Raw genomic sequence first — 23,430 nt, 5'->3', positions numbered from 1 at the left:
GTCGAGTTTCTGGCCCGTGGCGACCGGGTAGGTCCCGATCGAAGCGCAACCACTCGGGACGGGGACCGACATGACGCTGGAGATGCTGAAGGGTGACGTCGACGCGGCGGCCCAGAAGATCGGAGCGGCCGCGGACGGCATCGGCGCGACGGAGCCGGGTCCGCACCTGAGCGGCGTGCACGGCGCGCTGCCGGACAGCCAGAGCGCGGGTGCGGCGCAGTCGCTCGCCGAGAGCTGGGGCACCGCGGTCAGCGACCTGTCCCGCGACCTCGGCGCGCTGCGGGACAAGATGGTGGCGGCCGCCAACCACCTCGAGGCCGAGGACGAGGTCGTCCAGACGGCGTTCCACCGCCCGATGGTCGGTGCGCAGTGACCACCATCGCCCAGCTCGAGAGCTGGGACCCCGCGGCCGTCGGCGCGAGTGCGGAGAGCCTGAACTCCGACCGCAAGGCGCTGGTCGACCTCCAGGACGAGATGGACGCCGGCAGCCCTCCGGGCAGCTGGCAGGGCGAGGCCGCGACCGCGGCCGTCGGCTCCCACGACCGGGTCTACGCGCGGCTCGCCGACCTGGTGGCCGCGGTGTCGCCGGTGGTCGAGGCGCTCGACGCCGCCCAGGGCGCGATCAAGAGCGCGCAGGACTCGCTGCACTCGGCACTGTCCACGGTCGCGGCCGAGGGCTGGCACCTGGAGGAGACCGGTGGCAGCGTGCGGATCACGGCCCCGCCGGCCGCCGACGACGGCGGCGGCGGCATCCTCGGCGCGGTCCAGGAGAAGGTCGACGAGGCGCGGATGACCGCGCTGGCCCAGCAGGTCGCCGACGCGCTGCAGGCGGCGTCCGACGCGGACGCCCAGCTGGCCTCGGTGCTCAACGGCGCTCGCGTGGGCAGCTACGACGGCGGCACCGGCACCCTCGCCGACGCCGCGCTCCCGCCGGAGATGCGCGGCCTCAGCAACGCCGAGCTCGTCGACTACATGTTCAAGCACCCGAAGGAGACCGCGCCGTACCTCGACGCGCTCTCGGACGACCAGCGCCAGGCGGTCGGCAGCGCGCTGTCGACGCGCTGGGACGACATGGCGGTGCCGGTGGTCGCGACCGGCGACGCGGACGCCTACCCGACGCAGGCCGAGATCGACCAGCTCAACCAGCTGACCGACGCGTTCGGCCGGGATCCGGTCGTCGCCACGACCTTGCTCGACGAGCTCGGGCCACGGGGCGTGCTGGAGGTGCAGGCCACCCTCCTCGCCAACCCGCCGGGGGACGCCGACGGCATCAGCTGGCAGTCCGCCGGTCACGCCCAGCAGACCTGGAGCCACGTGCTGGCCGCGGGCACGTCGGGCGCCGACGGTGGTCCGGGCGCGGTGGACCACGTGTCGAGCGAGTGGGTCCACCAGCTCAACCAGGTCGGGCAGGCGCCGTTCGAGCTCGCCAACGGCATCGGCGGCAACGCGCTGGGCTACCAGCTGCTCTCGCCGCTGCTCGCGAGCGACGGCCAGGGCTCCTACTTCCTCAACCAGGTCGGCACCGGGATGGAGAAGTTCGAGCACGACTTCGCCGACGACAACGGCGGCGCCAGCCCGTGGGACCACTACACGTACCCGGGCGACCTCGACCTGACGCACCTCGGCGACGACGGCTTCCCCGACCGCGACTGGCCCAACGGCCACGATCCGTTCGGCGGGCTGATGGAGGGACTCTCCAAGAACCCGGAAGCGGCACGGGAGTTCTTCAGCGATCCCGACGGTGTCTCGGACTACGACGACCGCGTCGAGCACTACATGAACGACCGCGACTGGTCGAGTTACGAGGACTTCGGCGACCGCCCCTCCGAGATCGGCACCCTGGGCGACGCACTGACCACGGCGACCACCGTCGACCCCGACGCCACGTCCGCCCACATCATGAACGACGTCGTCAACGCTGCCGGCGACCCCGATCACGACCTGGCGCCGGAGCTGCGCGCGCCGGTGGGCACGATGGTCAGTCACTACATGCCCTCGGTCTACGACACCTTCCAGCACCAGCACCCGGTGACGACCGGTGACGCCGACCCGTGGTTGCCGGGCAAGCAGGACCCGAGCCGGCTGGTCGACTTCGACGAGAGCGCGCTGCGCAACACCCTCGACGAGGTCGGGCGCACCGAGGGGGCGGGCAACATCGTCGCCGACGCCGCCGCGCAGTACGCCAACCTCGGCTACGACCACGTCTTCAGCGGGGAGGGGGAGGCCCCCGAGGCCGCACACCAGGACCCGATGTCGCAGTGGAACAGCCGGCTGTCCCTGGCCGACTCGCAGGTGAGCAGTCCGTACGCCGACGTCCTGGCCTCGATGAAGGGTGGGTACGGCGACCAGCTGCGGGCCGACGGCCTCGCTGCCGACGCGGCCAACAGTGCCCGCGGTGACTCCGCCTGGGAGTTCGGCGGCTGGGTCGCCGAGCAGGGCGTCGGCAAGATCCCGGTGGTCGGAGGGTTCGGCGACTACCTGGTCGGCCAGGGCGTCGATGCGATCACGTCCGCCAACGACGTCGACACCACCGTCCAGGTCAACCACCAGATCGGCCAGAGCATCTTCGACACCGACGGCGCCGCCCAGGCGATGGCGCAGAACGCCGTCTACCGCAACCTGCCGATCGAGACCCTCGCCCCCGCGCTGGTCGACAGCGACGGCGACCGGATCCCGATGAGCGAGTGGGGCGCCGAGCAGCGGGACGCCTGGCAGCACCAGCAGGAGGTGAACGGCCTCCCGGCCAGCGCCTCGGAGCTGCGTGAGCAGATGTCCGACCAGCTGACCTCGGCGATCTCCCGGCGCGACCAGTTCTTCGGCCACACCGGCGACCAGCAGCACACCGGGGACGGCGGTTGATCCGCCCGACGGTCGCCGCCGTCGTCAGCCTCTGCGTGGCCGCTGTCCTGGTCGCGGGCTGCACGTCGGACGACAGCGAGGGAGGGGACGCGCCGTCCGCCGAGGCGTCCGCCGCGCTCGGCGCGGCCGCAGAGGCCGCAGCCGCTCCCGAGGGTGTCGCCGAGGCGCTCCCGGCGCTGGTCTCGGCCGCTGCCGCCTGGCCGGGGCACCTGCCGCCGCAGCTCTCCGCGGCCGTCCTCGACGCCCTGGCGGCCCATCCGGACGCCCTGCGTGCGGCGTACGGCCCACGCTCGCCGGGCATGCCGGAGCCGTCGGCCGACCTCGACCGTGCCGAGCTCGAGGACGCGATGGCCGCCGCCGGCTCGGACGTGGAGGCGGCGACGGCCTTCCGGGCCGCCTACCTCGACTACCTGGCGACCGGGCTGGCGCAGTCGCTGACGTCGGCGGACGTGGCGACCTGGTTCGATGCCCAGCAGGAGGCCGAGACGGTCTGGCTCGACCCGTCGGCCGACGTGATCGCCGCGGTCGAGTCCGGCTGCGCCGCCGACGAGTGCTTCGACCGGGTCGGCGACGCCATGGACCAGGCGCAGGCCGTCGTCGACGAGGCGGCGTACGACGCCATGCCGGACGCGCTCGTGCCGGCGTCGATGGTGCGCGCCGGACAGCGCGTGCCGATGGTGCAGTGGACGGACCGGATGTCCGACGACTGGCGCCGTCTCGAGGACTCGACGCCCCTCCCCGAGATCGCGGACCGGATCGAGGCGGCCGTGGCGCGGGTGCAGCAGGCCTCCGGTGCCTGAGACGTGACCCCGCACCACTAGACTGCAGGCGCACTCGCACCCTCCCGAAGGAGCGCCCCGTGGCCCGTGTCGTCGTCGACGTCATGCCCAAGCCCGAGATCCTCGACCCCCAGGGCAAGGCCGTGCTCGGCGCACTGCCGCGGCTCGGCTTCAGCGGCGTGACCGACGTCCGCCAGGGCAAGCGGTTCGAGCTCGAGATCGACGGCGAGGTCACCGACGCGGTGCTCGCCGAGGTCGAGAAGATGGCGGAGACGCTGCTCTCCAACCCGGTCATCGAGAACTACTCGGTCCACGTCGAGGACTCCGTCACCGCCGAGGCGGCTCGGTGAAGATCGGGGTCGTCACCTTCCCCGGCTCCCTGGACGAGGTCGACGCGCAGCGCGCCGTCACCATCGGCGGCCACGAGGCGGTCGCGCTGTGGCACGGCGACCACGACCTGCGCGGCGTCGACGCCGTGATCCTGCCGGGCGGCTTCTCGTACGGCGACTACCTGCGCTGCGGCGCCATCTCGCGCTTCTCGCCCGTGATGACCGAGGTCATCGAGGCCGCCGGCCAGGGGATGCCGGTGCTCGGCATCTGCAACGGCTTCCAGATCCTCTGCGAGTCCCACCTGCTGCCCGGTGCGCTGATCCGCAACGACCACCGCAAGTTCGTGTGCCGCGACCAGCGCCTGCGGATCGAGAACAACCGCACCGCGTGGACCACGGCGTACGACGAGGGCGCGGAGATCACCATCGTCCTCAAGAACGGTGAGGGCGGCTTCGTCGCCGACACCGACACGCTCGACCGGCTCGAGGGGGAGGGGCGCGTCGTCGCCCGCTACCTCGACGTCAACCCCAACGGCTCGCTGCGCGACATCGCCGGCATCACCAACGAGCGCGGCAACGTGGTCGGGCTGATGCCGCACCCCGAGCACGCCGTCGAGGACCTCACCGGAGCCGGGACCGACGGTCTCGGCTTCTTCACCAGCATCGTGGAGAGCACCTTCGCATGACGCCGCTCAAGACCTTCCGCCTCGTGGCCGTCGCGGAGGCGGTCACCTGGGCCCTGCTCCTGACGGGCATGGTCCTCAAGTACTCCGACGTGACCGACCTCGGCGTCCGCGTCTTCGGCATGGTCCACGGCGTGGTCTTCATCGCCTACTGCCTGGTGACGGTCCTGGTGTCCGTCGACCAGCGCTGGTCCGGGCGTCGGGCGCTGCTGACGCTGCTCGCGTCGGTGCCGCCGTTCTTCACGGTGCTCGGCGACCGCTCCGCCGAGCGTGCCGACGTCCTCGGCGCCTCGTGGCGCCTGGTCCACGAGGCGCCCGCGTCGGCGCCCGACCGCGTCGTCTCGTGGCTGCTGCGCAACCCGGTCCGTGGTGCGATCGCGGGTCTCGTGACCGTCGCCGCGCTGACCGGTGTCGCGCTGCTGGTCGGTCCGCCCGCCAGCTGATCCTCAGGCCTTGCCGCTCTGGAGGGCGGCCCAGGTCGGACCCCCGGCGATGCCGTTGACGGGCACCCCGATCCGCTGCTGGTAGGCGCGCAGCGCGCGGTCGGTCTTCCAGTTGAAGACGCCGGTGGCGCGGACGGCGGCCGCCGTGGCGTCGGTGCCGGCAGCGGAGAGAGCGCGCTGCACCCGTCGTACGTCGGGTCCGGCGGAGCCGAACTTCAGCAGCACCCGGTTGCCCTCGCTCAGCAACGCCACCCACGCCTGACGGGTCCAGCCCGGTGTCACGGGCAGGCCGTGGGCGCTCTGCCAGCTGTTTGCGGCAGCGGCCGTGGCGGCGGTGTAGCGGCCCTGGATGGGGCCGTTGTAGGAACCCTGCTCCTGGAGCAGGCACTGGAGCGCCTTGACCTGGGCGGGGTCCGGGGTGCTGGTGCCGTTGGCCGGACGGATCACGCGGTAGCCCGCGCGCAGGATGTTGACGCCGCCGCAGTGCACCTCGGGGTCGGCGACCGAGCCGCGACCGAGGTTCAGGAAATTGCTGTCGATGTTGATGGTGACCTTGCCCCAGGTCTCGTCGTGCCCGCCCCGGTACTGCTTGACGCGGGACCGCGGCATCCACCCGTCGGACCGGATGTAGCGCGTGCTGGTGTTGGCGACGCCGTCCCAGCGGGCGATCCAGATCTGGTCGGGGAGGACGTAGGTGCCCGGTCGTTCCACCCGCGCGTCGTCCAGGGCCCGGATCCCGGACCCGGCGCTCGAGTAGACGCCGGAGAAGTAGCCGAGCGTGTGCAGCTGGTCGGTCCAGCCACTCAGGAACGACAGCGCCGACTCGCGGCACTTGACGTTGCTGGAGTCGAAGCCCTCGAGGTCGTACCAGAGGGTGCTGCCCGCGCTGATGCCCAGGTCGATCGCCGCGGTCACCGACTCGGCGGCCTGTGTGCGGCCCTGCCGGGCGGCGGTGGTGTACGCCCCGTTGGTGTTGGCCTTGGAGCTGATCCGGAAGTCGTCCTTGTAGCGCGGGAACCGCGGCTGGCAGGACGCTTGCGGTCCGAGCGTGATGGGCAGCAGCCGCCAGCCCTTGGCGAGCTGGGTGCTGACCCAGGTGGCGTTCAGGTAGGTCTGGTTGCGACAGGCCCGCGAGTCCCCGGCGATGTAGATGCCGACCGCCCAGAACGGCGAGGCCCGCAGCCAGCGGTTCATCTTCGCCTGGCTGGGTGCCTGGCACTGGTCGAAGCCGAAGCCGGTGAAGTCACCGGGCGTGACGACGTTGGCCTTGCGCGCCTTCGCCGCGACCGGGGCAGCGGCGTCGGTGGCCTGCTCGCTCCCGCCCACCACGACCAGCCCGGAGACGGCGAGTGCGCTGAGCAGCAGCGCGGTCGAGGCACGTCGGGCGAGAGGGATGAACCGGCGAGGCATGTCGAGCTCCAGGGAAGGGGTGGTCGCTGCCTCGCGGCCGAGGCCACGTCACCATAACCTCACCATTCACACCAGTCACAGCCTTCGCCGACAACTACAACCCTGTAATTCGCGCGGGGTGAACCACAAGGTTTGCTCAATCGGCTGAGCCCGGCCCGGAACGGGAGCACGCTGGCCGCACGCGACGATCGAGGGGGTCGATCATGAGTGACAGCTGGAGCACGCTCCCGTTCCTGGGCCGGGGTCCGGAGTTCTACCTGGATCCGATCGAGGGCGGTACGCCGGTGGCGAGCGCCGACGGCCGGTGGTGGTGGGACGGACGCGTCTGGACGCCCGTCCTCGCCACCCGCCCGGAGATGGTGACGGCCTAGGCCGCCTCGACGGCCTCGGTCAGGTCCGCGCGGACCGGTTCGACGCGCGCGGGCTCCGGGACGGTCGCCTTCCTGGTCCGCAGGGCGAGGCCCGCGACGAGCAGGGCCAGGGCGGTGAAGCCCGCCGAGGTGAGGAACGCCGCCTGGAGCCCGGGCACGAACTGGCCCGGGACCGCGCCGGCGGCGTACACCGACACGATGACGGCGACGCCGACCGCGCTGCCGAGCTGCTGCGTGGTCTGCAGCAGGCCCGACGCCGACCCGGCGTGCTCCGGCTCCACGCCGCCGAGCACCGTGACGGAGATCGGCATGAACACCAGGCCCGTCGAGAGGCCGGCGATCAGCATCGGGCCGAAGACCGAGCCCCAGTAGGAGCCGTCGGCACCGGCGGTGCTGAGCCAGGCGTAGCCGACCGTCATGGCGGCCGTGCCCGTCATCAGCATGGCCTGCGGGCCGACCCGGCCGATCAGCCACGGGGTGATCCGGGACATCCCGAAGATGCCGAGGCTGAAGGGCAGGAAGGCGAAGCCGGACGCGAGCGGGCCGAAGCCCAGCACCCGCTGCACGTACTGCACGACCAGGAAGAACATCGACAGGTTCGCGCCGATCACCAGGGCCATCACGGCCAGCGCGGCGACGCGGCGCCGGTTCTTGACCAGGTGGGGCTGGATCATCGGGTGCGGGTGCCGCGTCTCGGTGCGGGCCAGCAGGAGCAGCGCGGCGACGCCGAGGACGATGCCGCCGATGGTCTGGGCGGAGGCCCAGCCGTGGTCGGGAGCGCCGATCAGCGCCCACACGATCGAGACCGCGCCGACGGTGGCGCTGGCGGCGCCGACCAGGTCGAAGCGTCCGGGGCGGCGGGCCGTCTCGGTGACGAAGCGACGGGCGAGGAGCAGCACGGCGATGCCGAGCGGCACGTTGATGAAGAGCGTCCAGCGCCACGACCCGACGTCGGTGAGCAGGCCACCGAGGATCAGGCCGATCGAGGCGCCGCCGGACGACACTGCGCCGAAGAGCGCGAGGGCGCGGTTGCGGGCGGCCTCGTCGGGCGCGCTGGTGGTGAGCAGGGCGAGCACGCTCGGCGCGGCGAGCGCGGCGCCGACCCCCTGGAGGGTCCGCGCGGCGACCAGCTGGCCGGGCGTCTGGGCGAGACCGCCGAGCGCCGAGCCGATCGTGAACGTGGCCAGGCCGATCTCGAAGACCCGGAGCCGTCCGAAGACGTCACCGAGCCGGCCGCCGAGCAGCAGCAGGCCGCCGAAGGCGAGGGTGTAGGCGTTGAGGACCCACGACAGCGACGCGGGGCCGAAGTCGAGGTCGGCGTCGATCCGGGGCAGGGCGACGTTCACGACGGTGGCGTCGAGCACGATCATCAGCTGGGCGACCAGGACGATCGCGATGCCCGCGGCTGCGCGGCCGGCGTTCGGCGGCAGCTCGCTGGGCCGACCCGCTCCCCGGGTGGGGGTGGTGGTGGTGAGAGACATGGTGGAGAGTCCTGTTCTGGCCTCGTGGGCCGAGGTACAGTAGATCCGGAGGGTTCCTCCGCTTCATCCAGAACAATACGGAGACTGTCTCCGTTTAGCAAGTGCCTTGAGGGAGATTTCCGTGCGAGCCGACGCCCAGCGCAACTACGACCGCATCGTCGAGGTGGCGCGCCAGGTGTTCCGTGAGCGCGGGTACGACGCCTCCCTCGACGACGTCGCCAAGCTCGCCGGCGTCGGGCCGGGCACCCTCTACCGGCACTTCCCGAAGCGCGAGAACCTCCTCGACGCCGTCATGCAGTCCTGGGTCGACAAGGTGAACGACACCGCCGACAAGGCGCTCGCCCACGAGGGCTCCGACCGCGACCTGCTGGTGAACTGGTTCGTCGACTACGTCGAGCTGATCAGCCAGCACAAGGGCGGTCCCGCCAAGCTGACCTCGGCGATGGGCAACCCCGACTCCCCGATCGTCACCAAGTGCCAGGCGCTGGCCCGCGCCAACGGCCGCGTGATCGACCAGCTGCGCGAGGACGGCGCCCTGCGCGACGACGTGGAGACCATCCAGGTCTGCCGCCTCGTGGGCGGCATCGCGACCGTCGCCGACCAGAGCGAGCTGGACGCGGCCGCCGTACGCCCGATGCTCGAGGTCGTCGCGGACGGGCTGATGAAGTAGGGCGACGCCGGCGCCGGTAGATTGACGCCGTGCTGGACACCGTCGCTGTCGCCACCGAAGACCCCACCCGCGAGCAGCCCTGGGCGGACCTCGGGCTGAAGCCCGACGAGTACGCCGAGATCCGCGAGATCCTCGGCCGCCGCCCGACCAGCTCCGAGCTGGCGATGTACTCCGTGATGTGGAGCGAGCACTGCTCCTACAAGAGCTCCAAGGTGCACCTCAAGCAGTTCAGTGACATCCCCCAGACCACGCCCGTCGGCAACATGCTCGCCGGCATCGGCGAGAACGCCGGCGTCCTCGACATCGGCCAGGGCTACGCCGTCACCTTCAAGGTCGAGTCGCACAACCACCCGTCGTACGTCGAGCCCTACCAGGGCGCCGCGACCGGTGTCGGCGGAATCGTCCGCGACATCCTCGCGATGGGCGCGCGCCCGGTGGCCGTCATGGACCCGCTGCGCTTCGGCCCGCTCGATGCCGACGACACCCACCGGGTGCTGCCCGGGATCGTCGCGGGCGTCGGTGGCTACGGCAACATGCTCGGCCTGCCGAACATCGGCGGCGAGGCCGTCTTCGACTCGTCCTACGTCGGCAACCCGCTCGTCAACGCGCTCTGCGTCGGCGTGCTGCGGCACGAGGACCTGCACCTGGCCAAGGCGTCCGGCGTCGGCAACCAGGTGATCCTCTACGGCGCGCGCACCGGTGGCGACGGCATCGGCGGCGTCTCGGTCCTGGCGTCGGAGACCTTCGACGCGGACGGTCCCGCGAAGCGGCCGAGCGTGCAGGTCGGCGACCCCTTCATGGAGAAGCTGCTCATCGAGTGCACCCTCGAGATCTTCGCGGCCGGCCTGGTCGCGGGCATCCAGGACCTCGGTGGCGCCGGCCTGTCGTGCGCGACCTCCGAGCTCGCGTCCGCCGGCGACGGCGGCATGCACGTCGAGCTCGACCGGGTCCCGCTGCGCGACTCCACGCTCGCGCCCGAGGAGATCCTGATGAGCGAGTCGCAGGAGCGGATGATGGCCGTCGTCGAGCCCGACGACGTCGCCGGCTTCCTCGCGATCTGCGCGAAGTGGGACGTCGAGGCGGTCGTCATCGGCGAGGTCACTGACACCGGTCGCCTCCAGATCGACTGGCACGGCGAGCGCGTCGTCGACGTGCCCCCGCGCTCGGTCGCCCACGACGGCCCGACGTACCACCGCCCGCTCGAGCGGCCGACCTGGCAGGACGACCTGCAGGCCGACGCCGCCGAGGCGCTGGCCCGCCCGCGCACCGGGGACGAGCTGCGCTCGACGCTGCTGACCCTGGTCGCGTCGCCGAACCTCTGCGACAAGTCGTGGATCACCGACCAGTACGACCGCTACGTGCGCGGCAACACCGTGCTCGCACAGCCCAGCGACAGCGGCATGATCCGCGTCGACCCCGACTCCAACCTCGGCGTCGCGATCTCGACCGACTGCAACGGCCGGTTCGCCAAGCTGGACCCGTACGCCGGCGCGCAGCTCGCCCTCGTCGAGAGCTACCGCAACGTGGCGACCGGCGGTGCCCGGCCGCTCGCGATCTCCGACTGCCTCAACTTCGGCTCGCCCGAGGACCCGGCGGTGATGTGGCAGTTCGCCGAGGCCTGCCGCGGCCTCAAGGACGCCTGCCTCGAGCTCGGCATCCCGGTCACCGGCGGCAACGTCAGCCTCTACAACCAGACCGCGGAGACCGCCATCCTGCCGACCCCCGTGGTAGCGGTCCTCGGCGTCGTCGACGACGTCACGCGCCGTACGCCGTCGGCCTGGTCGGCCGGTGGCGAGCGGGTCTTCCTGCTCGGCGACACCCGCGAGGAGCTCTCCGGGTCCGAGTGGGCGCACGTGGTCCACGACCACCTCGGCGGGCTGCCGCCGGCGGTCGACCTCGAGGCCGAGCGGACCCTCGCGCAGCTGCTGCACGCCGGCGTCGGCCTGCTGACCTCCGCCCACGACCTCTCCGACGGCGGCCTCGCCCAGGCGCTCGCCGAGGCGTCGCTGCGCCACGGCGTCGGCGTCACCGTCGAGGTGCCGGAGGACGCGTTCGTCGCCCTCTTCAGCGAGTCGACCGCGCGGGTGCTCGTCACGGTCGCCGACGGCGACGCCGAGCGCCTGGTGCAGCTCGCCGAGGAGCACGGCGTCCCGATCGCCTCGATCGGTGTCACCGGCGGCGACGTCCTCGGTGTCGACGGTCAGTTCGAGATCCCGCTCGACGAGCTCCGCGCGGCCTGGACCGCGACGCTCCCGGCTGCGCTGGGGTGAGGGTTCCCAGGGATACCCGGTTCACCGGGTATCCCTGAACTTCTGGGTCTTTGCAAAGACACAGAAGTTGCAGGAGTGCCTGAGAAGTCCGATCGGCCGCCGGCTCCGAACCACCACCGTGCGCCGACGTACCCTCCTGATGCTGCCGGCGGTCGCCGGGATCGCGGCGGCCGCGTCGTCGTGCGCGAAGGACGAGGAGAAGCCGATGTCGGGCACGAAGAAGGTCACGTACGGCGACGACCCCGCCCAGTACGGCGAGCTCACGATGCCCGACGGTGATCCGAGGGGTGTCGCAGTCGTGGTGCACGGCGGGTTCTGGAAGCCGGAGTACGGCATCGAGTACGCCACCCCGCTGGTGCCGAGCCTGGTCGACGCGGGCTGGGCCGCCTGGGCGATCGAGTACCGCCGCGGCACCGGCGCCGCCGACACCCTCGCCGACGTGCGCGCCGCGATCGACGCCCGCCCCGACGTCGCCGGCCCGGTCGTCGCCATCGGGCACTCCGCGGGCGGCCACCTCGTCACCTGGGCCGCCGGCCACGGCGGCCTCAGCCACGTCGTCTCGCAGGCCGGCGTGCTCGACCTCCGGGCGGCGTACGACGCGGGGCTCGGCGGGGGAGCGGTCGAGCAGTTCCTCGGCCATCCCTTCGGGCCGGCGGACGCCGACGTCGACCCGGTCCAGCAGGTGCCGCTCGACGTGCCGGTCTGGTGCATCCACGGCACCGGCGACGACACGGTGCCGATCAGCCAGTCGCGGGCGTACGTCGCGGCCGCGACCGCGGCCGGCGCGAGCGCCGAGCTGGTCGAGGTCGACGGCGACCACTTCACCCTGATCGACCCCGACTCGGACGCCTGGGCGAAGACGCTCGCCCACCTGCGCTCACTCGCGTGAGAGCACCGAGATCTTCTGCCAGATCTTGCGCGACATGCCGGTGGTCAGCGTCTCGATCGTGCTGACCGTGTCGAGGACGACCGCGTCGCGCGACTCCTCGGCGCAGAGCGCCGCGGTCTTGCCGACGAGGCTGAGCATCTCCGAGCAGTAGTCGAGGTAGCGCTCCATCTGGTCGCGGTCCAGGTCCATCTCGGCGCTGACCGACGTCGGCACGAACGACGCCCGCAGCCGCTCCGGATCCTTGGTCAGCTGGTGCATGTCGACGATGTGGGCCAACGACCGCAGCCGGTGCAGCATCTCCAGGATCGAGCCGCGCTGGAGGCGCTCGGGGAAGCTGAGCAGGAAGAACACGGCGATCGCCGCGAAGACCACGTCGTTGATGGTGGTCTCGATCAGCGGCAGCCAGTCGAGGCCGTCCGGGCCCTTGTCGCCGACCGCCGCGTGCGTCGTCAGGACGAGGGCCACCACGGTGCCGACGACGATCGCCGCGATCAGCACCCGGGAGACGAGGCGGGCCATCCGGATCCGCGACCGGTGCGTGGCCGCGTTGCTGGAGACCTGGTCGACCAGCGTGGCCAGCTCGGCGGCCACGTCGCACAGCCCGCGGCCCGGGAAGCGCGCCTCGATCCGGGCGTGCAGGCGCTCGACCGTGTCGGCGACCGGTCGGGACATGAGCTTGTCGAAGGCCACGGCTACATCCTCTCCGCGAGGCGTACGGCGGCGTGCAGCACCAGGTCGGTCAGCTCCGGATCGGTGACGGCCTCCGCGGGAGCACGGCCGAAGGTGAGGGCGGCCGGCTGCGTCAGCCAGGCCCAGGCGCGCCACGGGTCCATGCCGGCGGCGAGGAGCGGCTCGAGGAGCGGGGCGACCTCGGCGCGGACCTCGCCCGCGTCGGTCAGCTGGAACGCCGGGACCATGACGCCTCCCTCGACCGGGACGACCACCAGCCGGTGGGTCTGCGCGGCCTTGTGCACGGCGTACCGCGTGGCGTCGACGGACACCCCGCGCACCTGCGCCAGCGACTCGTAGGAGAACCACGGGGTCTCGAGCAGCGCGGCGCGCAGCCGCGCCTGCCGGGCGATCAGGAGCAGGCCGACCGGTACGGCGTGCTCGGGCTCCGATCCCTCGCTGTGCAGCAGCCGGTCGAGCTCCTCGACCCGGTCCGGCTCGGACCACACCGCGTGACCGGACGCGTCGCGGGTGAAGGTCGGCAGACCTGCCTCCGCCAACGCGTCGGCGAGGCCGAGACTCTCGAGCCAGTCGGCCAGACGGTCTCCCTCGCTCACGTCCACACCTTAGGTCCGGACGTGCATCCGCTCGCCCTGGGGGCCGAAGAGCGCGAGCACCTCGACCGGGTGCGGACCCGGGTTGCCGAGCCAGTGCGGGGTGCGGGTGTCGAACTCGACCGCCTCGCCCGGCTTGAGCACCATGTCCTGCTCGCCGAGCACCAGCCGGAGCCGGCCGGAGAGGACGTAGAGCCACTCGTAGCCCTCGTGGGTGGCCAGCGTCGTCGGGAGGTCCTCGTCCTTCGGGAAGATCACCTTGAAGGCCTGCAGCCCACCCGGGCGACGGGTCATCGGGAGGTAGGTGCGTCCGTGGCGGATGATCGGCTTGGCCCGGATCCGCGGGTCGCCGGTCTCGGGTGCGTCGACCAGCTCGTCGAGCGGGATCTGGTGGGCCCGGGCGAGCGGCAGCAGCAGCTCGAGCGTCGGTTTGCGCTGCCCGGACTCCAGGCGCGACAGCGTGCTGACCGAGATGCCGGTCGACTCCGACAGCTCGGCGAGCGTGGCACCCCGCTCGATGCGCACGGCGCGCAACCGGGGCCCGACCGCCTCCAGGACGTCCTCGAAGTCACTCACACCCCCAGTTTGCCATTCCGGCAATGAAGTTTGTCAATCCGGCGAAGGTGCCCGCACACTCGTGGACATGGAGAACACACCCAGCTTCGACGTCATCGTCGTCGGTGGCGGCGCCGCCGGACTGAGCGGAGCGCTGGCCCTCGGCCGCGCCCGTCGCTCGGTCCTGGTGGTGGACGCGGGCGACCCCCGCAACGCCCCGGCGAGCCACGTGCACAACTACCTCGGCCGGGAGGGCACCCCGCCCGCCGAGCTCTACGCGATCGGCCGGGAGGAGGTCGCGGCGTACGGGGTGGAGGTTCGCCGCGCCCGCGCCACGACCGCCGCCCGGACCGACGGCGGCTTCGAGCTCAGCCTCGACGACGGCTCGGTCGTGGCGGCCCGCCGGCTGCTCGTCACCACCGGCCTGACCGACGTGCTGCCCGACGTCGCCGGCCTGGCCGAGCGCTTCGGTCGCGACGTCCTGCACTGCCCCTACTGCCACGGGTGGGAGGCGCGCGACCAGGCCGTCGGCATCATCGCGAGCAACCCGTTCGCGGTGCACGGAGCCCAGCTCTGGGGCCAGTGGACCTCCGACGTCACCCTCTTCCTCAACGGCCGCCCGGCGCTGTCCGTGGAGGACGCGGAGAAGCTCGCCGCCCGCGGTGTCACCGTGGTCGAGGGCCCCGTCGCCGCGGTCGTGGTCGAGGACGACCGGCTCACCGGCGTACGACTCGCGTCCGGCGAGCTCGTCGCCCGTGACGTCCTGGTCGCCGCCCCCCAGTTCGTCGCCAACTCCGACCTGCTGTCGTCGCTCGGGCTCGAGCCGGAGCCGCAGGAGATGTTCGGCGAGGTCTTCGGGTACGCCGTACCCGCGACCGACCCGACCGGCCGCACCGCGGTGCCCGGTGTGTGGGTGGCGGGCAACGTCACCGACCTGCGCGCGCAGGTCATCTCCGCGGCCGCCGGAGGCCTGAACGCGGCTGCCATGATCAACATGGATCTCATCGAGGAAGAGACCGCCGTCGCGGTCGAGACGTACCGGAGGAAGAGCGCATGAGTCACGACCACGGACACGGCCACGACCGCGGCGAGATCACCCGGGACCACTTCGAGCAGCCGTCCTGGGACGAGCGGTACGGCGGCGAGGGCCGCACCTGGAGCGGCCGGCCGAACGCCGTGCTGGTCGCCGAGGCCGGCGACCTGACGCCCGGTCGTGCGGTCGACCTCGGTTGCGGCGAGGGCGGCGACGCGATCTGGCTGGCCGAGCAGGGCTGGCAGGTGACGGCGATCGACTTCTCCGAGGCCGGGCTGCGCAAGGCCGCCGAGCATGCGAAGGAGCGCGGCGTCGCCGACCGGATCGAGTTCCGCCAGGCCGACCTGCGCACCTGGAGCGCGGACGGCGAGCAGTGGGACCTGGTCACGTCCTGCTTCCTGCACCTGCTCGACCACGGCATGGTCGACGCGACCCGTGAGATGGCGTCGGCCGTCGCCCCGGGGGGCACGCTGCTGGTCGCCGGGCACCACCCCGACGACGAGCACACCGGGCTGCGCTGGTCGATGCCGGGCGTGATGTTCACGGCCGACGAGCTGGCGCCCGCGGTGGACCCGCAGCGGTTCGACGTACGACCGGAGGCGCGGACGCGCACCGAGACCCGCGACGACCGGACGCACACGGTCACCGACGCGGTTCTGGTGGCAACGGCCAGGTCCTGACCTCAATCGGTCCTACGCTGGTGGCATGTCCACCAGTGCCCGGATGCTGCGGCTGCTCTCCCTGCTGCAGACGCACCGCTACTGGCCCGGCTCGGAGCTGGCCGGCCGCCTCGAGGTGAGCCCGCGCACCCTGCGTCGCGACATCGACCGGCTCCGTGAGCTCGGGTACGACGTCGACGCGGTGCGCGGGGTCGCCGGCGGCTACCAGCTCCGGGCCGGTGGTGCGCTGCCGCCCCTGCTCCTCGACGACGAGGAGGCGGTCGCGATCGCCGTCGGCCTCCACACGGCCGCCTCCGGCGCGGTCGCCGGACTGGAGGAGACCTCGCTCCAGGCGCTCACCAAGGTGACCGCGCTGATGCCGCCGCGGCTGCGACGGCGCATCGACGCGCTGCGGTCGCAGACCGACGGTGTCCCGTGGGGTCGCGGCGGTGAGGTCATCGACGCCGAGGTGCTGACCGTGCTCGCCCAGGCGTGCCGCGACGACGAGCTCGCGACGTTCGACTACGTCGCCCGCGACCAGGTGCCGAGCCAGCGCCGGGTCGAGCCGCACCGACTGGTCTCCCTCGGTCGGCGCTGGTACTTCGTCGCCTACGACCGCGACCGCCAGGACTGGCGCTCCTTCCGGGTCGACCGGATCAGCAACCCGGTCGCGAGCGGTCAGCGGTTCCGGCCGCGCGAGCTGCCGGCCGAGGACGCGCCGTCGTTCGTGCGGGCCGGCATCAAGTCGGTCGGTCAGCGCTACGTCGTCCGCGTGCGGCTCACGGCTCCCGCCGCCGAGGTCGAGTCGTACGTCGGTCGCTGGGCGACCGTCGAGGCCGACGGCTCGGGGTGCGTCATGACGATGCAGACCGACACCCTCGACTGGCCGCTGATGGTGTTGGCGCACCTCGACAGCGACTTCACCGTCGAGGGTCCGCCCGAGCTGGTCGAGCTGGTGGCCCGTGCGGCGAGCCGCTTCGCCCGCGCCTCTCAGCCCTCGAACTGAGCCAGCTGGGCGACCTCGTCGGTGACCTGCTGCGTCGTACCGACGACGCCGCGGATCGCGACCCGTGCGGAGTCGGCGGCGGTGAGCTGGGCGGCCGCTGCCGTCGAGATCGTGGACTGGGCCGTGTTGACGTCGGCGAAGACGGCCTCGATCTGCTCGGCGGTGACCAGGACGTCGTGGGTGCCGGTGCGCACCTCGGCGACGACGGCCTCGATGCGCTCGGTGGCGCGGGCGGTCTCGGTCGCGAGCTCCTTGACCTCGCCCGCGACGACGGCGAACCCGCGGCCGGCGTCGCCGGCCCGGGCGGCCTCGATGGTCGCGTTGAGCGCGAGCAGGTTGGTCTGCGCGGCGATGCCGGTGATGGTCCGGGCGATGTCGGCGATCTGCGCGGCCGACTCCTCGAGCCGGCGCATGACCGCGTTGGACTCCGCCACGCTCGCGGCGGCCGAGCTGACCGAGGCGGCCGCGCCGGAGGCGGCGGCGTCGATCTCGGCAGCGGCGGCGACCAGGTCGCCCATGACGGTCTCGGACTCGGCGACCCCGGCCTGGAGCGTCGCGCCCGCGGCGTTGAGCCCGACCAGTCGGCGCTCGAGCTCGGCGGTGCGACCCTCGCGGGCGGCCAGCTCGGCCTGGGCGAGCTCGGCCACCTTGGCCTGCTCGGCGACCAGCGCCTCCTGCGAGCGCAGCTGCTCGGCGACGGTCTCGTCGGCGCGCTGCTGCTCGACGCGGCGGGCGTCGTCGGCGGCCTCGGTGTACTTCCACGACCAGGCGAGCGCGGCGCACTCGCCGAGCAGCAGGGTGGCGTGCAGCAGGGCGAAGAGGATCGGGTGGGCCTGGGCGCGCGGGTCGGAGAACACCATCTCGGGGGCCGCCAGGCCCATCGCGATGTGGTGCACGGCGACGATCGCGATCGCGAGCAGGAAGGGGATCCAGGACTGGTAGAGCGCGACCAGCGCCACGGTCACGAAGAAGTGCAGGTGCAGGTCGGTCATGCCGCCGGAGATGTGCACCAGCAGGCAGGAGCTGAGGATCAGGCCGGTGCTGACGGCGGCGGCGCGGACCGCCTGGCTCGTCGCCACGCGGCCGATGGCGAGCAGGGCGACGAGCGCGGCCAGGCCGACGATCGGCACCCAGCCGCAGCTGCACCCACCCGGGCCCGACAGCCCGCCCTCCGGGTGCCACCAGAGGGCGAGGCTGCCGAGCAGGGGGAGGTGCAGGAGGAGCACGAGGCTCAGGGCGTCGTGTCGGGAGCGGAACTCGGCCTCGGTGAGGCGGGCGCCCCGAGGCAACCAGGAGAGGTTGGACGTCATGGGCACACCATCGGCGTACCCGTGCCGGACCTGAGTCTTCAGGCGGCGAGGGCCGGCTCGCTCACCGCCGGGCTCAGGCGCGGCCAGTCCCGCGGCCGCGGGACGGAGCGGACGCTCGTCGAGAGGGTGGGGATCAGGGCGACCCCGGCGGTCAGCAGGCCGAGCACCGCGACCGCCGCGCCGCCGCCGACCCCGGTCAGCAGCGCGCCGGCGATCACCGGGGCGAGCGGCATCGCCGCCATCGAGACGAACTGCGTCGTCGCCTGCACCCGACCGATCAGCTCCGGCGGCGTCACCGCCATCCGGTAGGAGCCGATCCCTGCGTTGCCCGCGGGGTTGAGGAACAGCCCGACGGACAGCGCCGCAGCGACGACCGCCGGGTGGTTCCACAGCACCATCGGGACGACGAGCGGCACGAAGCTCCAGGCGATGAGGACGGTGAGCCGCCCGGTCGGCACCCGGTCGATCAGCCACGGCGCGACGATCGCGCCGAGGATGCCGCAGACGCCGGCGGCGGTCTCGACCAGGCCGATCTGGTACGCCGCGAAGCCGCCCTCGATCAGCCGGAGCACCGCCACGAAGAAGAGCGCGTTGACGGCGAGGTTGGCGAGTGCGGACCAGACGACGAGCACCCGGAAGAGCCGGTGGCGCGCGATGAACCGGACGCCCTCGGCGAGGTCCTGGGCCGGCTTGCGCGGGGACGCGGTCGTCGGAGCGGAGAGGTCGGTCCGGATCCGGCCGAGCAGCACCCAGGAGAACGCGAAGGACACGGCGTCCGCGGCGAACGGCAGCCAGCGGGTCACGGAGAAGAGCACGCCGCCGAGGGGAGCGCCGAGCAGCCCGGCGACGTGCTGGCGGGCCTGGTTCTGCGACAGTGCGGTGGGCAGGTCCTCCTCGGCCACGACGGCGCGGACCGCGGACATCTCGGCCGGACCGAAGACGCCGGCCGCGGCGCCGGTGAGCACGGCGACGACCAGCAGGTGCGGCATCGTGATGGCGTCCTGCACCCCGGCGACCACGAGCGAGGCGTAGAGGAGCACGCCGCCGCCGCTCGCGCAGCGCATGACACGGCGCCGGTGCAGCCGGTCGGCCAGCACCCCCGCCGGGAGGAGCGTGACCACCATGCCGAGCAGGTACGCCGCCTCCGCGGCGGCCGCGGCCAGGGGCGAGCCGGTGAGCGCGAAGGCGACGAGCGGGAAGACGAAGGTGCTCACCCGGCTGCCGAGCTCGCTGATCGTCTGGCCGACCCAGAGGACCGTGAAGTCGTGGTTGCGGGCGAGGGTCCGGTAGCGGCTCATATCCGCACCATATGTTGCGCAACTAGTGTTGCGCAATAGTGCGTGCGCAACTCGGCTAGGCTGCGGCCATGCCGATGTACGACGACCCGCGCATCCTGCGTGCGATCGCGCACCCCACCCGCAACCGGATCCTGGCCGAGCTGCACGCGTCGGGGCCGATCCGCGCCGCCGACATCGCCCGGATGCTCGACATCCCGGCCAACCAGGCGAGCTTCCACCTGCGCCAGCTCGCCAAGTACGAGCTGGTCGAGGAGGCGCCGGAGCAGGCACGCGACAAGCGCGACCGGGTGTGGCGGCTCACGGCCGCCGACGGGATCAACTTCCGGACCCAGGACATGCTCGACCAGCCCGGCGGGCAGGCGGCGTGGGAGGTCTTCCGCAGCAACGCCGTCGCCTGGGGTCACTTCCTGGTCGACCAGGCGCTCACCGCGCCCGACCCCGACAACCGCCGGAGCCTCTCGGACTCCGCTCTGCGGCTGACCCAGGACGAGGCCAGCGAGCTCATGGAGGACCTGGGCGCCGTCCTGCAGCGCTGGCGGGCACGCACCCAGGGCAGCGACGACGAGCGCACGACGTACTCGATCTACCAGATGATCCAGCCCTATCCCGAGCGCCCGGAGGGCGACTGATGCCCGCCCGGCTCCGACGCCTGGCGCCGGCCGCGCTCGCCGACGCCGTCGAGGCCGGCGACCTGCGGTCGCTCACCAAGCACTTCATGGCCGTTCTCGAGGACCGCGCGCCGGGCCACTCCGTCGAGGTCCGGGTGCCGCCGTACGCCGCGGTGCAGGTGATCCCCGGGGTCCGGCACACCCGCGGCACCCCGCCCGCCGTCATCGAGATGGACGCCGACACCTGGATCGCCCTCGCCACCGGCACGCTCGCCTGGGCCGACGCCGAGGCCGCCGGCCGGGTCCGCGCCAGCGGCGAGCGGGCCGACCTCACGGCGTACCTCCCACTGGACTGATCTAGGTTGAGTGCCATGACTGATGAGCTGCGCAGCAAGGTCCAGGCCGTCCTTCCCGGGGTCCGCAGCGACCTCGAGGACCTGGTGCGGATCCAGTCCGTCAGCGCCGACCCCGAGCGGCTCCACGAGGTGGAGCGCAGCGCCGAGAAGACCGCCGAGCTGTTCGCGGCCGAGGGCGTCGACGTCGAGATCGTGCGCGCGTACGACGGTGCGCCGCCGGCCGTGATCGGGGAGAAGAAGGGGCCGGCCGGCGCACCCACCGTGCTGCTCTACGCCCACCACGACGTGCAGCCCGAGAACGACCACGCCGACTGGGACTCCGCGCCCTGGGAGCCGACCGAGCGCGACGGCCGCCTCTACGGCCGCGGCGCCGCCGACGACAAGGCCGGGATCCTGGCGCACGTCGGCGCGCTGCGCGTCTTCGGCGACGACCTGCCGGTCACCGTCCGCCTCTTCATCGAGGGCGAGGAGGAGGTCGGCTCCGACACGCTCGTCGAGCTGCTCGGCACGTACCAGGAGCGCCTCGAGGCCGACGTCATCGTGATCGCCGACTCCGGCAACTGGGACATCGGCGTGCCCGCCCTGACGACCAGCCTGCGTGGCCTGGTCCGGGTCGACGTCGAGGTCCGCACGCTCACCCATGCCGTGCACTCGGGCATGTGGGGTGGCCTGGTCCCGGACGCGCTGATGACGCTCAGCCGGGTGATCACCAGCCTCCACGACGAGGCCGGCAACGTCGCGGTCGACGGGCTGCACAGCGGCCCCGCCGCCGACGTCGACTACCCCGAGGAGCGGCTGCGCGCCGAGTCCGGCGGTGCTCCCGGCATCGAGTGGATCGGCAGCGGCTCGACCGTCGAGCGGCTCTGGACCAAGCCCGCGCTCAGCATCACCGGCCTGGACGCGCCCAAGGTCGCCGGCGCCAGCAACACCCTCGTCCCGGCCGCGCGCGCCCGGATCTCGCTGCGGATCGCCCCCGGCGACACCACCGAGAACGCCCTCGCCTGCCTGGTCCGCCACCTCGAGGCCCACGTGCCGTGGGGCGCGACCCTGACCCACACCGTCGTCGACACCGGCGAGGCCACCCAGATCGACGCCACCGGCCCGGCGTACGACGCGGCGCGGGCGGCGTTCACGGAGGCCTGGGACGGCACCGCGCCGGTCGACATGGGTGTCGGCGGCTCGATCCCCTTCATCGCGGAGTTCCTCGAGGCGTTCCCGCAGGCGAGCGTCCTGGTGACCGGCGTCGAGGACCCCGACACCCGCGCCCACGGCGCCAACGAGGGGCTGCACCTCGCCGAGTTCGAGCGGGTCGTGCTGGCCGAGGCGCTGCTGCTGCGCAACCTCGGCTGACGGGTCAGGCCGCGGGCAGCCGCACCCGGAAGGTGCTGCCCGACCCGAGGGTCGACTCGACCTCGATCGTGCCGCCGTGGCGGTCGACGATGCGGCGCACGATCGCCAGGCCCAGCCCGGTGCCCGCCTGGTGCATCGCGGCCGGGTCCGTGGAGCGGTAGAACTCCTCGAACACGTGGTCCTGGTCGGCCGCCGAGATGCCGATGCCGTCGTCGGTGCAGGTCAGCAGCACCGTGGAGTCGCTCTCCTCCAGCGTCACGAGCACGTGGCCGCCGTCGGGGGTGTACTTCACCGCGTTGCTGACCAGGTTGGCCACGATGTGCTCGAGCTCGTGCTGGGCGCCGAGGACCCAGGCCGGGCCGGCCGTGAGCCGGCCGGTCACGGCGATGTCGCGCCGGGCGGCGGGGCCGGCGTTGAGGTCGACGATGTCGGCGACGATCGCGGCGAAGTCGACCTTGCGGGCACCGTCGAGCTCGCTGTCCGCGGTGCGGTGCAGCACGAGCAGCTCCTCGACGACGCGGGAGAGCCGGGTGCTGCCGCGCTGGATCGCCTCGATCGCGGAGCGGGACCGGTCGGACAGGCCGGGATCGCCCTCCAGCAGCTCGAGGAACCCGACGATGCTGGTCAGCGGGGTCCGCAGCTCATGCGAGACGGTGGCCACCAGGTGGCTCTTGTAGTCGGCGAGCTCCTGCAGCTCCTGGACCAGGCGGTGCTCGCGCTCGTAGTTGGTGGCGTTGGCGAGCGCCCGGCCGAGGTCGCGCCCGAGGTCACGGGCGACCGCGGTCTCGCCCGCGCTCCACTCGGCGCTCCCGTGGCCGCGGGTCAGGCCGATCCAGCCGAGGCAGTCCGCGCCGGCACCGAGGGGTACGACGAGCAGCGACTCGGCGTCCAGGAACTCCAGCACCGCGGTCAGCTCGCCCTCGTCGAGCGGCTCGGGCGCCCGGCGGTCGGGGGCGAAGACGCCCACGGTCTGCCGTTCCCAGGCGGCCTCGGCGTACCGCGCGAGGATGTCGACCAGGGCCGGCGGCGGTGAGTGCGGTGCGGCGTCGTGGACCGGGCGGGGCTCCGAGCCGAAGACATGGATCCACAGCGCGTCGGCCCGGAAGCCGTCGACGATGCTCGGGCCGCTCTGGGTGAGGGCCTCGTCGACCGACATCGAGCTGGTCGCGCGGCGCACGATGTCGGCGGCCGCGTCCGCGAGCCGGACCTGCTCCGCGAGCCGCTCGGACTCGAGGATCGCGGCGATCGCCCGGCAGGCCTGGCGCGCGTACGTGTCGAGCAGGACCCGCTCGGCACCGTCGGGGACCCGGCCGTCGCGCGGTGCGTCGAAGCCGAGGACCGCGAGCAGCGACCCGTCGGCGTGGTGCATCGGCGCCACCAGGATGTCCTCCGGGTGCCACAGCCCCGGCTTCGAGTCCCGCGGTGCGTCGGAGGCCCAGCCCCACCGGTCGATGTCGAGCGTGTGCCGGTCGTGGGGGACGAACTTCAGCGCCCCCCAGTCGTCCGCCTTCGTCAGCGCGTCGACCAGCATCGCCGCCGGGGCGAGGCTGTCCAGCAGCGCCTCGCGGGCGTCGTCGGGCCCGACGATCGAGAGGTGGTGCAGGTAGCCGTCGTCCCGGACGCCGCTCACACCGATCACGTCGAAGCCCGTCACGGCCGCCAGGGTCTCGATGATCGGCAGCAGCGCCTCCCGCGCCTGGTCGTCCGAGCGCCGCGACCCGCGGACGGGACGCTCGAAGTCATCGGGCTGCTGGGACACTCCCCGATCCTATGAGGGCGCGGGCCGTG

The 23,430-nt window shown here is 72.7% G+C and carries 24 protein-coding genes; 16 read left to right on the top strand and 8 right to left on the bottom strand.

What is annotated here, in order from left to right; all coding sequences use genetic code 11:
* The first annotated feature begins 70 nt into the window (after nucleotides 1–70).
* From ACFPYL_RS05325 to ACFPYL_RS05300, 6 genes are read left to right on the top strand one after another with little or no spacing between them, the layout of a single operon-like run.
* Nucleotides 71–373, top strand: a complete 303-nt coding sequence (locus ACFPYL_RS05325; RefSeq protein WP_379151279.1) for a hypothetical protein — start codon at nucleotides 71–73, stop codon at nucleotides 371–373.
* The gene (locus ACFPYL_RS05320; protein ID WP_379151276.1) at nucleotides 370–2,859 is read left to right on the top strand and encodes a hypothetical protein; all 2,490 of its coding nucleotides are present in this window, start codon (nucleotides 370–372) and stop codon (nucleotides 2,857–2,859) included. Before ACFPYL_RS05325 ends, ACFPYL_RS05320 begins: the two co-directional genes overlap by 4 nt.
* Nucleotides 2,856–3,659: a hypothetical protein gene (locus ACFPYL_RS05315; RefSeq protein WP_379151273.1), complete on the top strand. Its 804-nt coding sequence runs from the start codon at nucleotides 2,856–2,858 to the stop codon at nucleotides 3,657–3,659. Before ACFPYL_RS05320 ends, ACFPYL_RS05315 begins: the two co-directional genes overlap by 4 nt.
* A gap of 59 nt (nucleotides 3,660–3,718) precedes the next feature.
* Entirely contained in the window at nucleotides 3,719–3,988 is a 270-nt protein-coding gene (gene purS / locus ACFPYL_RS05310) for a phosphoribosylformylglycinamidine synthase subunit PurS (protein ID WP_379151270.1), read from the top strand.
* Nucleotides 3,985–4,653, top strand: coding sequence for a phosphoribosylformylglycinamidine synthase subunit PurQ (purQ, locus tag ACFPYL_RS05305; RefSeq protein WP_379151267.1), 669 nt, complete (start codon nucleotides 3,985–3,987; stop codon nucleotides 4,651–4,653). Before purS ends, purQ begins: the two co-directional genes overlap by 4 nt.
* Nucleotides 4,650–5,093: a DUF3817 domain-containing protein gene (locus ACFPYL_RS05300; RefSeq protein ID WP_379151264.1), complete on the top strand. Its 444-nt coding sequence runs from the start codon at nucleotides 4,650–4,652 to the stop codon at nucleotides 5,091–5,093. The genes purQ and ACFPYL_RS05300 overlap by 4 nt, the downstream gene beginning before the upstream one ends.
* Nucleotides 5,094–5,096: 3 nt before the next feature.
* On the opposite strand, the gene ACFPYL_RS05295 is transcribed toward ACFPYL_RS05300, so the two are convergent.
* Nucleotides 5,097–6,503, bottom strand: coding sequence for a glycoside hydrolase domain-containing protein (locus tag ACFPYL_RS05295; RefSeq protein WP_379151260.1), 1,407 nt, complete (start codon nucleotides 6,501–6,503; stop codon nucleotides 5,097–5,099).
* A gap of 203 nt (nucleotides 6,504–6,706) precedes the next feature.
* Between ACFPYL_RS05295 and ACFPYL_RS05290 the strand changes: the two genes are divergently transcribed.
* The gene (locus ACFPYL_RS05290; protein WP_379151257.1) at nucleotides 6,707–6,874 is read left to right on the top strand and encodes a hypothetical protein; all 168 of its coding nucleotides are present in this window, start codon (nucleotides 6,707–6,709) and stop codon (nucleotides 6,872–6,874) included.
* Here the strand turns inward: ACFPYL_RS05290 and ACFPYL_RS05285 are convergent.
* Nucleotides 6,871–8,355, bottom strand: coding sequence for an MFS transporter (locus ACFPYL_RS05285; protein ID WP_379151254.1), 1,485 nt, complete (start codon nucleotides 8,353–8,355; stop codon nucleotides 6,871–6,873). The two genes, ACFPYL_RS05290 and ACFPYL_RS05285, sit on opposite strands and share 4 nt — an antisense overlap.
* A 121-nt stretch (nucleotides 8,356–8,476) precedes the next feature.
* Between ACFPYL_RS05285 and ACFPYL_RS05280 the strand changes: the two genes are divergently transcribed.
* The 3 genes from ACFPYL_RS05280 (at nucleotide 8,477) to ACFPYL_RS05270 (ending at nucleotide 12,184) form a co-directional block, all read left to right on the top strand.
* Nucleotides 8,477–9,025, top strand: coding sequence for a TetR/AcrR family transcriptional regulator (locus tag ACFPYL_RS05280; protein ID WP_379151251.1), 549 nt, complete (start codon nucleotides 8,477–8,479; stop codon nucleotides 9,023–9,025).
* A 29-nt stretch (nucleotides 9,026–9,054) separates the two neighbouring features.
* Nucleotides 9,055–11,295: a phosphoribosylformylglycinamidine synthase subunit PurL gene (gene purL / locus ACFPYL_RS05275; RefSeq protein WP_379151248.1), complete on the top strand. Its 2,241-nt coding sequence runs from the start codon at nucleotides 9,055–9,057 to the stop codon at nucleotides 11,293–11,295.
* A gap of 118 nt (nucleotides 11,296–11,413) precedes the next feature.
* Nucleotides 11,414–12,184 carry an alpha/beta hydrolase family protein gene (locus tag ACFPYL_RS05270; RefSeq protein ID WP_379151245.1) on the top strand — a complete coding sequence of 257 codons (771 nt, stop codon included), beginning with the start codon at nucleotides 11,414–11,416 and terminating at the stop codon, nucleotides 12,182–12,184.
* Here ACFPYL_RS05270 and ACFPYL_RS05265 read toward each other — a convergent pair.
* Genes ACFPYL_RS05265 through ACFPYL_RS05255 form a run of 3 tightly spaced genes read right to left on the bottom strand, consistent with a single transcriptional unit; the run spans nucleotide 12,173 to nucleotide 14,043 of the window.
* The gene (locus ACFPYL_RS05265; RefSeq protein ID WP_379151243.1) at nucleotides 12,173–12,874 is read right to left on the bottom strand and encodes a hypothetical protein; all 702 of its coding nucleotides are present in this window, start codon (nucleotides 12,872–12,874) and stop codon (nucleotides 12,173–12,175) included. The genes ACFPYL_RS05270 and ACFPYL_RS05265 overlap by 12 nt on opposite strands.
* Nucleotides 12,875–12,876: 2 nt before the next feature.
* Nucleotides 12,877–13,470, bottom strand: a complete 594-nt coding sequence (locus tag ACFPYL_RS05260; protein WP_379151240.1) for a hypothetical protein — start codon at nucleotides 13,468–13,470, stop codon at nucleotides 12,877–12,879.
* Nucleotides 13,471–13,479: 9 nt separating this feature from the next.
* Nucleotides 13,480–14,043 (bottom strand): helix-turn-helix domain-containing protein, encoded by a 564-nt coding sequence (locus ACFPYL_RS05255; protein WP_379151238.1) that lies wholly within the window; start codon nucleotides 14,041–14,043, stop codon nucleotides 13,480–13,482.
* Nucleotides 14,044–14,110: 67 nt separating this feature from the next.
* Here ACFPYL_RS05255 and ACFPYL_RS05250 point away from each other — a divergent pair, with 67 nt between their 5' ends.
* Genes ACFPYL_RS05250 through ACFPYL_RS05240 form a run of 3 tightly spaced genes read left to right on the top strand, consistent with a single transcriptional unit; the run spans nucleotide 14,111 to nucleotide 16,720 of the window.
* Nucleotides 14,111–15,079: an NAD(P)/FAD-dependent oxidoreductase gene (locus ACFPYL_RS05250; RefSeq protein WP_379151235.1), complete on the top strand. Its 969-nt coding sequence runs from the start codon at nucleotides 14,111–14,113 to the stop codon at nucleotides 15,077–15,079.
* On the top strand, nucleotides 15,076–15,735 hold the full coding sequence (locus tag ACFPYL_RS05245; RefSeq protein ID WP_379151232.1) for an SAM-dependent methyltransferase: 660 nt from the start codon (nucleotides 15,076–15,078) through the stop codon (nucleotides 15,733–15,735). The genes ACFPYL_RS05250 and ACFPYL_RS05245 overlap by 4 nt, the downstream gene beginning before the upstream one ends.
* 25 nt (nucleotides 15,736–15,760) lie before the next feature.
* A complete protein-coding gene (locus tag ACFPYL_RS05240; protein WP_379151229.1) occupies nucleotides 15,761–16,720 on the top strand; it encodes a helix-turn-helix transcriptional regulator in 960 nt (319 codons plus the stop codon).
* On the opposite strand, the gene ACFPYL_RS05235 is transcribed toward ACFPYL_RS05240, so the two are convergent.
* Together ACFPYL_RS05235 and ACFPYL_RS05230 are read right to left on the bottom strand one after the other, a co-directional pair.
* Complete coding sequence (locus tag ACFPYL_RS05235; protein ID WP_379151226.1) at nucleotides 16,705–18,030, bottom strand: methyl-accepting chemotaxis protein; 1,326 nt, start codon at nucleotides 18,028–18,030, stop codon at nucleotides 16,705–16,707. The two genes, ACFPYL_RS05240 and ACFPYL_RS05235, sit on opposite strands and share 16 nt — an antisense overlap.
* Before the next feature lie 38 nt (nucleotides 18,031–18,068).
* Complete coding sequence (locus ACFPYL_RS05230) at nucleotides 18,069–19,328, bottom strand: MFS transporter (RefSeq protein ID WP_379151223.1); 1,260 nt, start codon at nucleotides 19,326–19,328, stop codon at nucleotides 18,069–18,071.
* 68 nt (nucleotides 19,329–19,396) lie between these two features.
* On the opposite strand from ACFPYL_RS05230, the gene ACFPYL_RS05225 reads away from it, so the two are divergent.
* The 3 genes from ACFPYL_RS05225 to ACFPYL_RS05215 are packed head-to-tail and all read left to right on the top strand — an operon-like array spanning nucleotide 19,397 to nucleotide 21,642.
* Nucleotides 19,397–19,957, top strand: a complete 561-nt coding sequence (locus ACFPYL_RS05225; RefSeq protein ID WP_379151220.1) for a helix-turn-helix domain-containing protein — start codon at nucleotides 19,397–19,399, stop codon at nucleotides 19,955–19,957.
* On the top strand, nucleotides 19,957–20,292 hold the full coding sequence (locus ACFPYL_RS05220; protein ID WP_379151217.1) for a sterol carrier family protein: 336 nt from the start codon (nucleotides 19,957–19,959) through the stop codon (nucleotides 20,290–20,292). Before ACFPYL_RS05225 ends, ACFPYL_RS05220 begins: the two co-directional genes overlap by 1 nt.
* Before the next feature lie 15 nt (nucleotides 20,293–20,307).
* A complete protein-coding gene (locus ACFPYL_RS05215) occupies nucleotides 20,308–21,642 on the top strand; it encodes a dipeptidase (RefSeq protein WP_379151214.1) in 1,335 nt (444 codons plus the stop codon).
* Between the two features lie 4 nt (nucleotides 21,643–21,646).
* Here ACFPYL_RS05215 and ACFPYL_RS05210 read toward each other — a convergent pair whose 3' ends face one another.
* Complete coding sequence (locus ACFPYL_RS05210) at nucleotides 21,647–23,401, bottom strand: sensor histidine kinase (RefSeq protein ID WP_379151211.1); 1,755 nt, start codon at nucleotides 23,399–23,401, stop codon at nucleotides 21,647–21,649.
* Nucleotides 23,402–23,430: the final 29 nt, after the last annotated feature.

Source organism: Nocardioides hankookensis, from assembly GCF_042658885.1.
In the GTDB taxonomy this organism is placed as follows: Bacteria; Actinomycetota; Actinomycetes; order Propionibacteriales; family Nocardioidaceae; genus Nocardioides; species Nocardioides hankookensis.
This window is presented reverse-complemented; position numbering and strand designations above follow the sequence as displayed.

Coding starts and splice junctions, on each gene's coding strand:
- ACFPYL_RS05325 (WP_379151279.1), top strand. CDS start 71: ATGACGCTGGAGATGCTGAAGGGTGACGTCGACGCGGCGGCCCAGAAG.
- ACFPYL_RS05300 (WP_379151264.1), top strand. CDS start 4,650: ATGACGCCGCTCAAGACCTTCCGCCTCGTGGCCGTCGCGGAGGCGGTC.
- ACFPYL_RS05295 (WP_379151260.1), bottom strand. CDS start 6,503: ATGCCTCGCCGGTTCATCCCTCTCGCCCGACGTGCCTCGACCGCGCTG.
- ACFPYL_RS05290 (WP_379151257.1), top strand. CDS start 6,707: ATGAGTGACAGCTGGAGCACGCTCCCGTTCCTGGGCCGGGGTCCGGAG.
- ACFPYL_RS05285 (WP_379151254.1), bottom strand. CDS start 8,355: ATGTCTCTCACCACCACCACCCCCACCCGGGGAGCGGGTCGGCCCAGC.
- ACFPYL_RS05250 (WP_379151235.1), top strand. CDS start 14,111: ATGGAGAACACACCCAGCTTCGACGTCATCGTCGTCGGTGGCGGCGCC.
- ACFPYL_RS05245 (WP_379151232.1), top strand. CDS start 15,076: ATGAGTCACGACCACGGACACGGCCACGACCGCGGCGAGATCACCCGG.
- ACFPYL_RS05240 (WP_379151229.1), top strand. CDS start 15,761: ATGTCCACCAGTGCCCGGATGCTGCGGCTGCTCTCCCTGCTGCAGACG.
- ACFPYL_RS05235 (WP_379151226.1), bottom strand. CDS start 18,030: ATGACGTCCAACCTCTCCTGGTTGCCTCGGGGCGCCCGCCTCACCGAG.
- ACFPYL_RS05230 (WP_379151223.1), bottom strand. CDS start 19,328: ATGAGCCGCTACCGGACCCTCGCCCGCAACCACGACTTCACGGTCCTC.
- ACFPYL_RS05225 (WP_379151220.1), top strand. CDS start 19,397: ATGCCGATGTACGACGACCCGCGCATCCTGCGTGCGATCGCGCACCCC.
- ACFPYL_RS05220 (WP_379151217.1), top strand. CDS start 19,957: ATGCCCGCCCGGCTCCGACGCCTGGCGCCGGCCGCGCTCGCCGACGCC.
- ACFPYL_RS05215 (WP_379151214.1), top strand. CDS start 20,308: ATGACTGATGAGCTGCGCAGCAAGGTCCAGGCCGTCCTTCCCGGGGTC.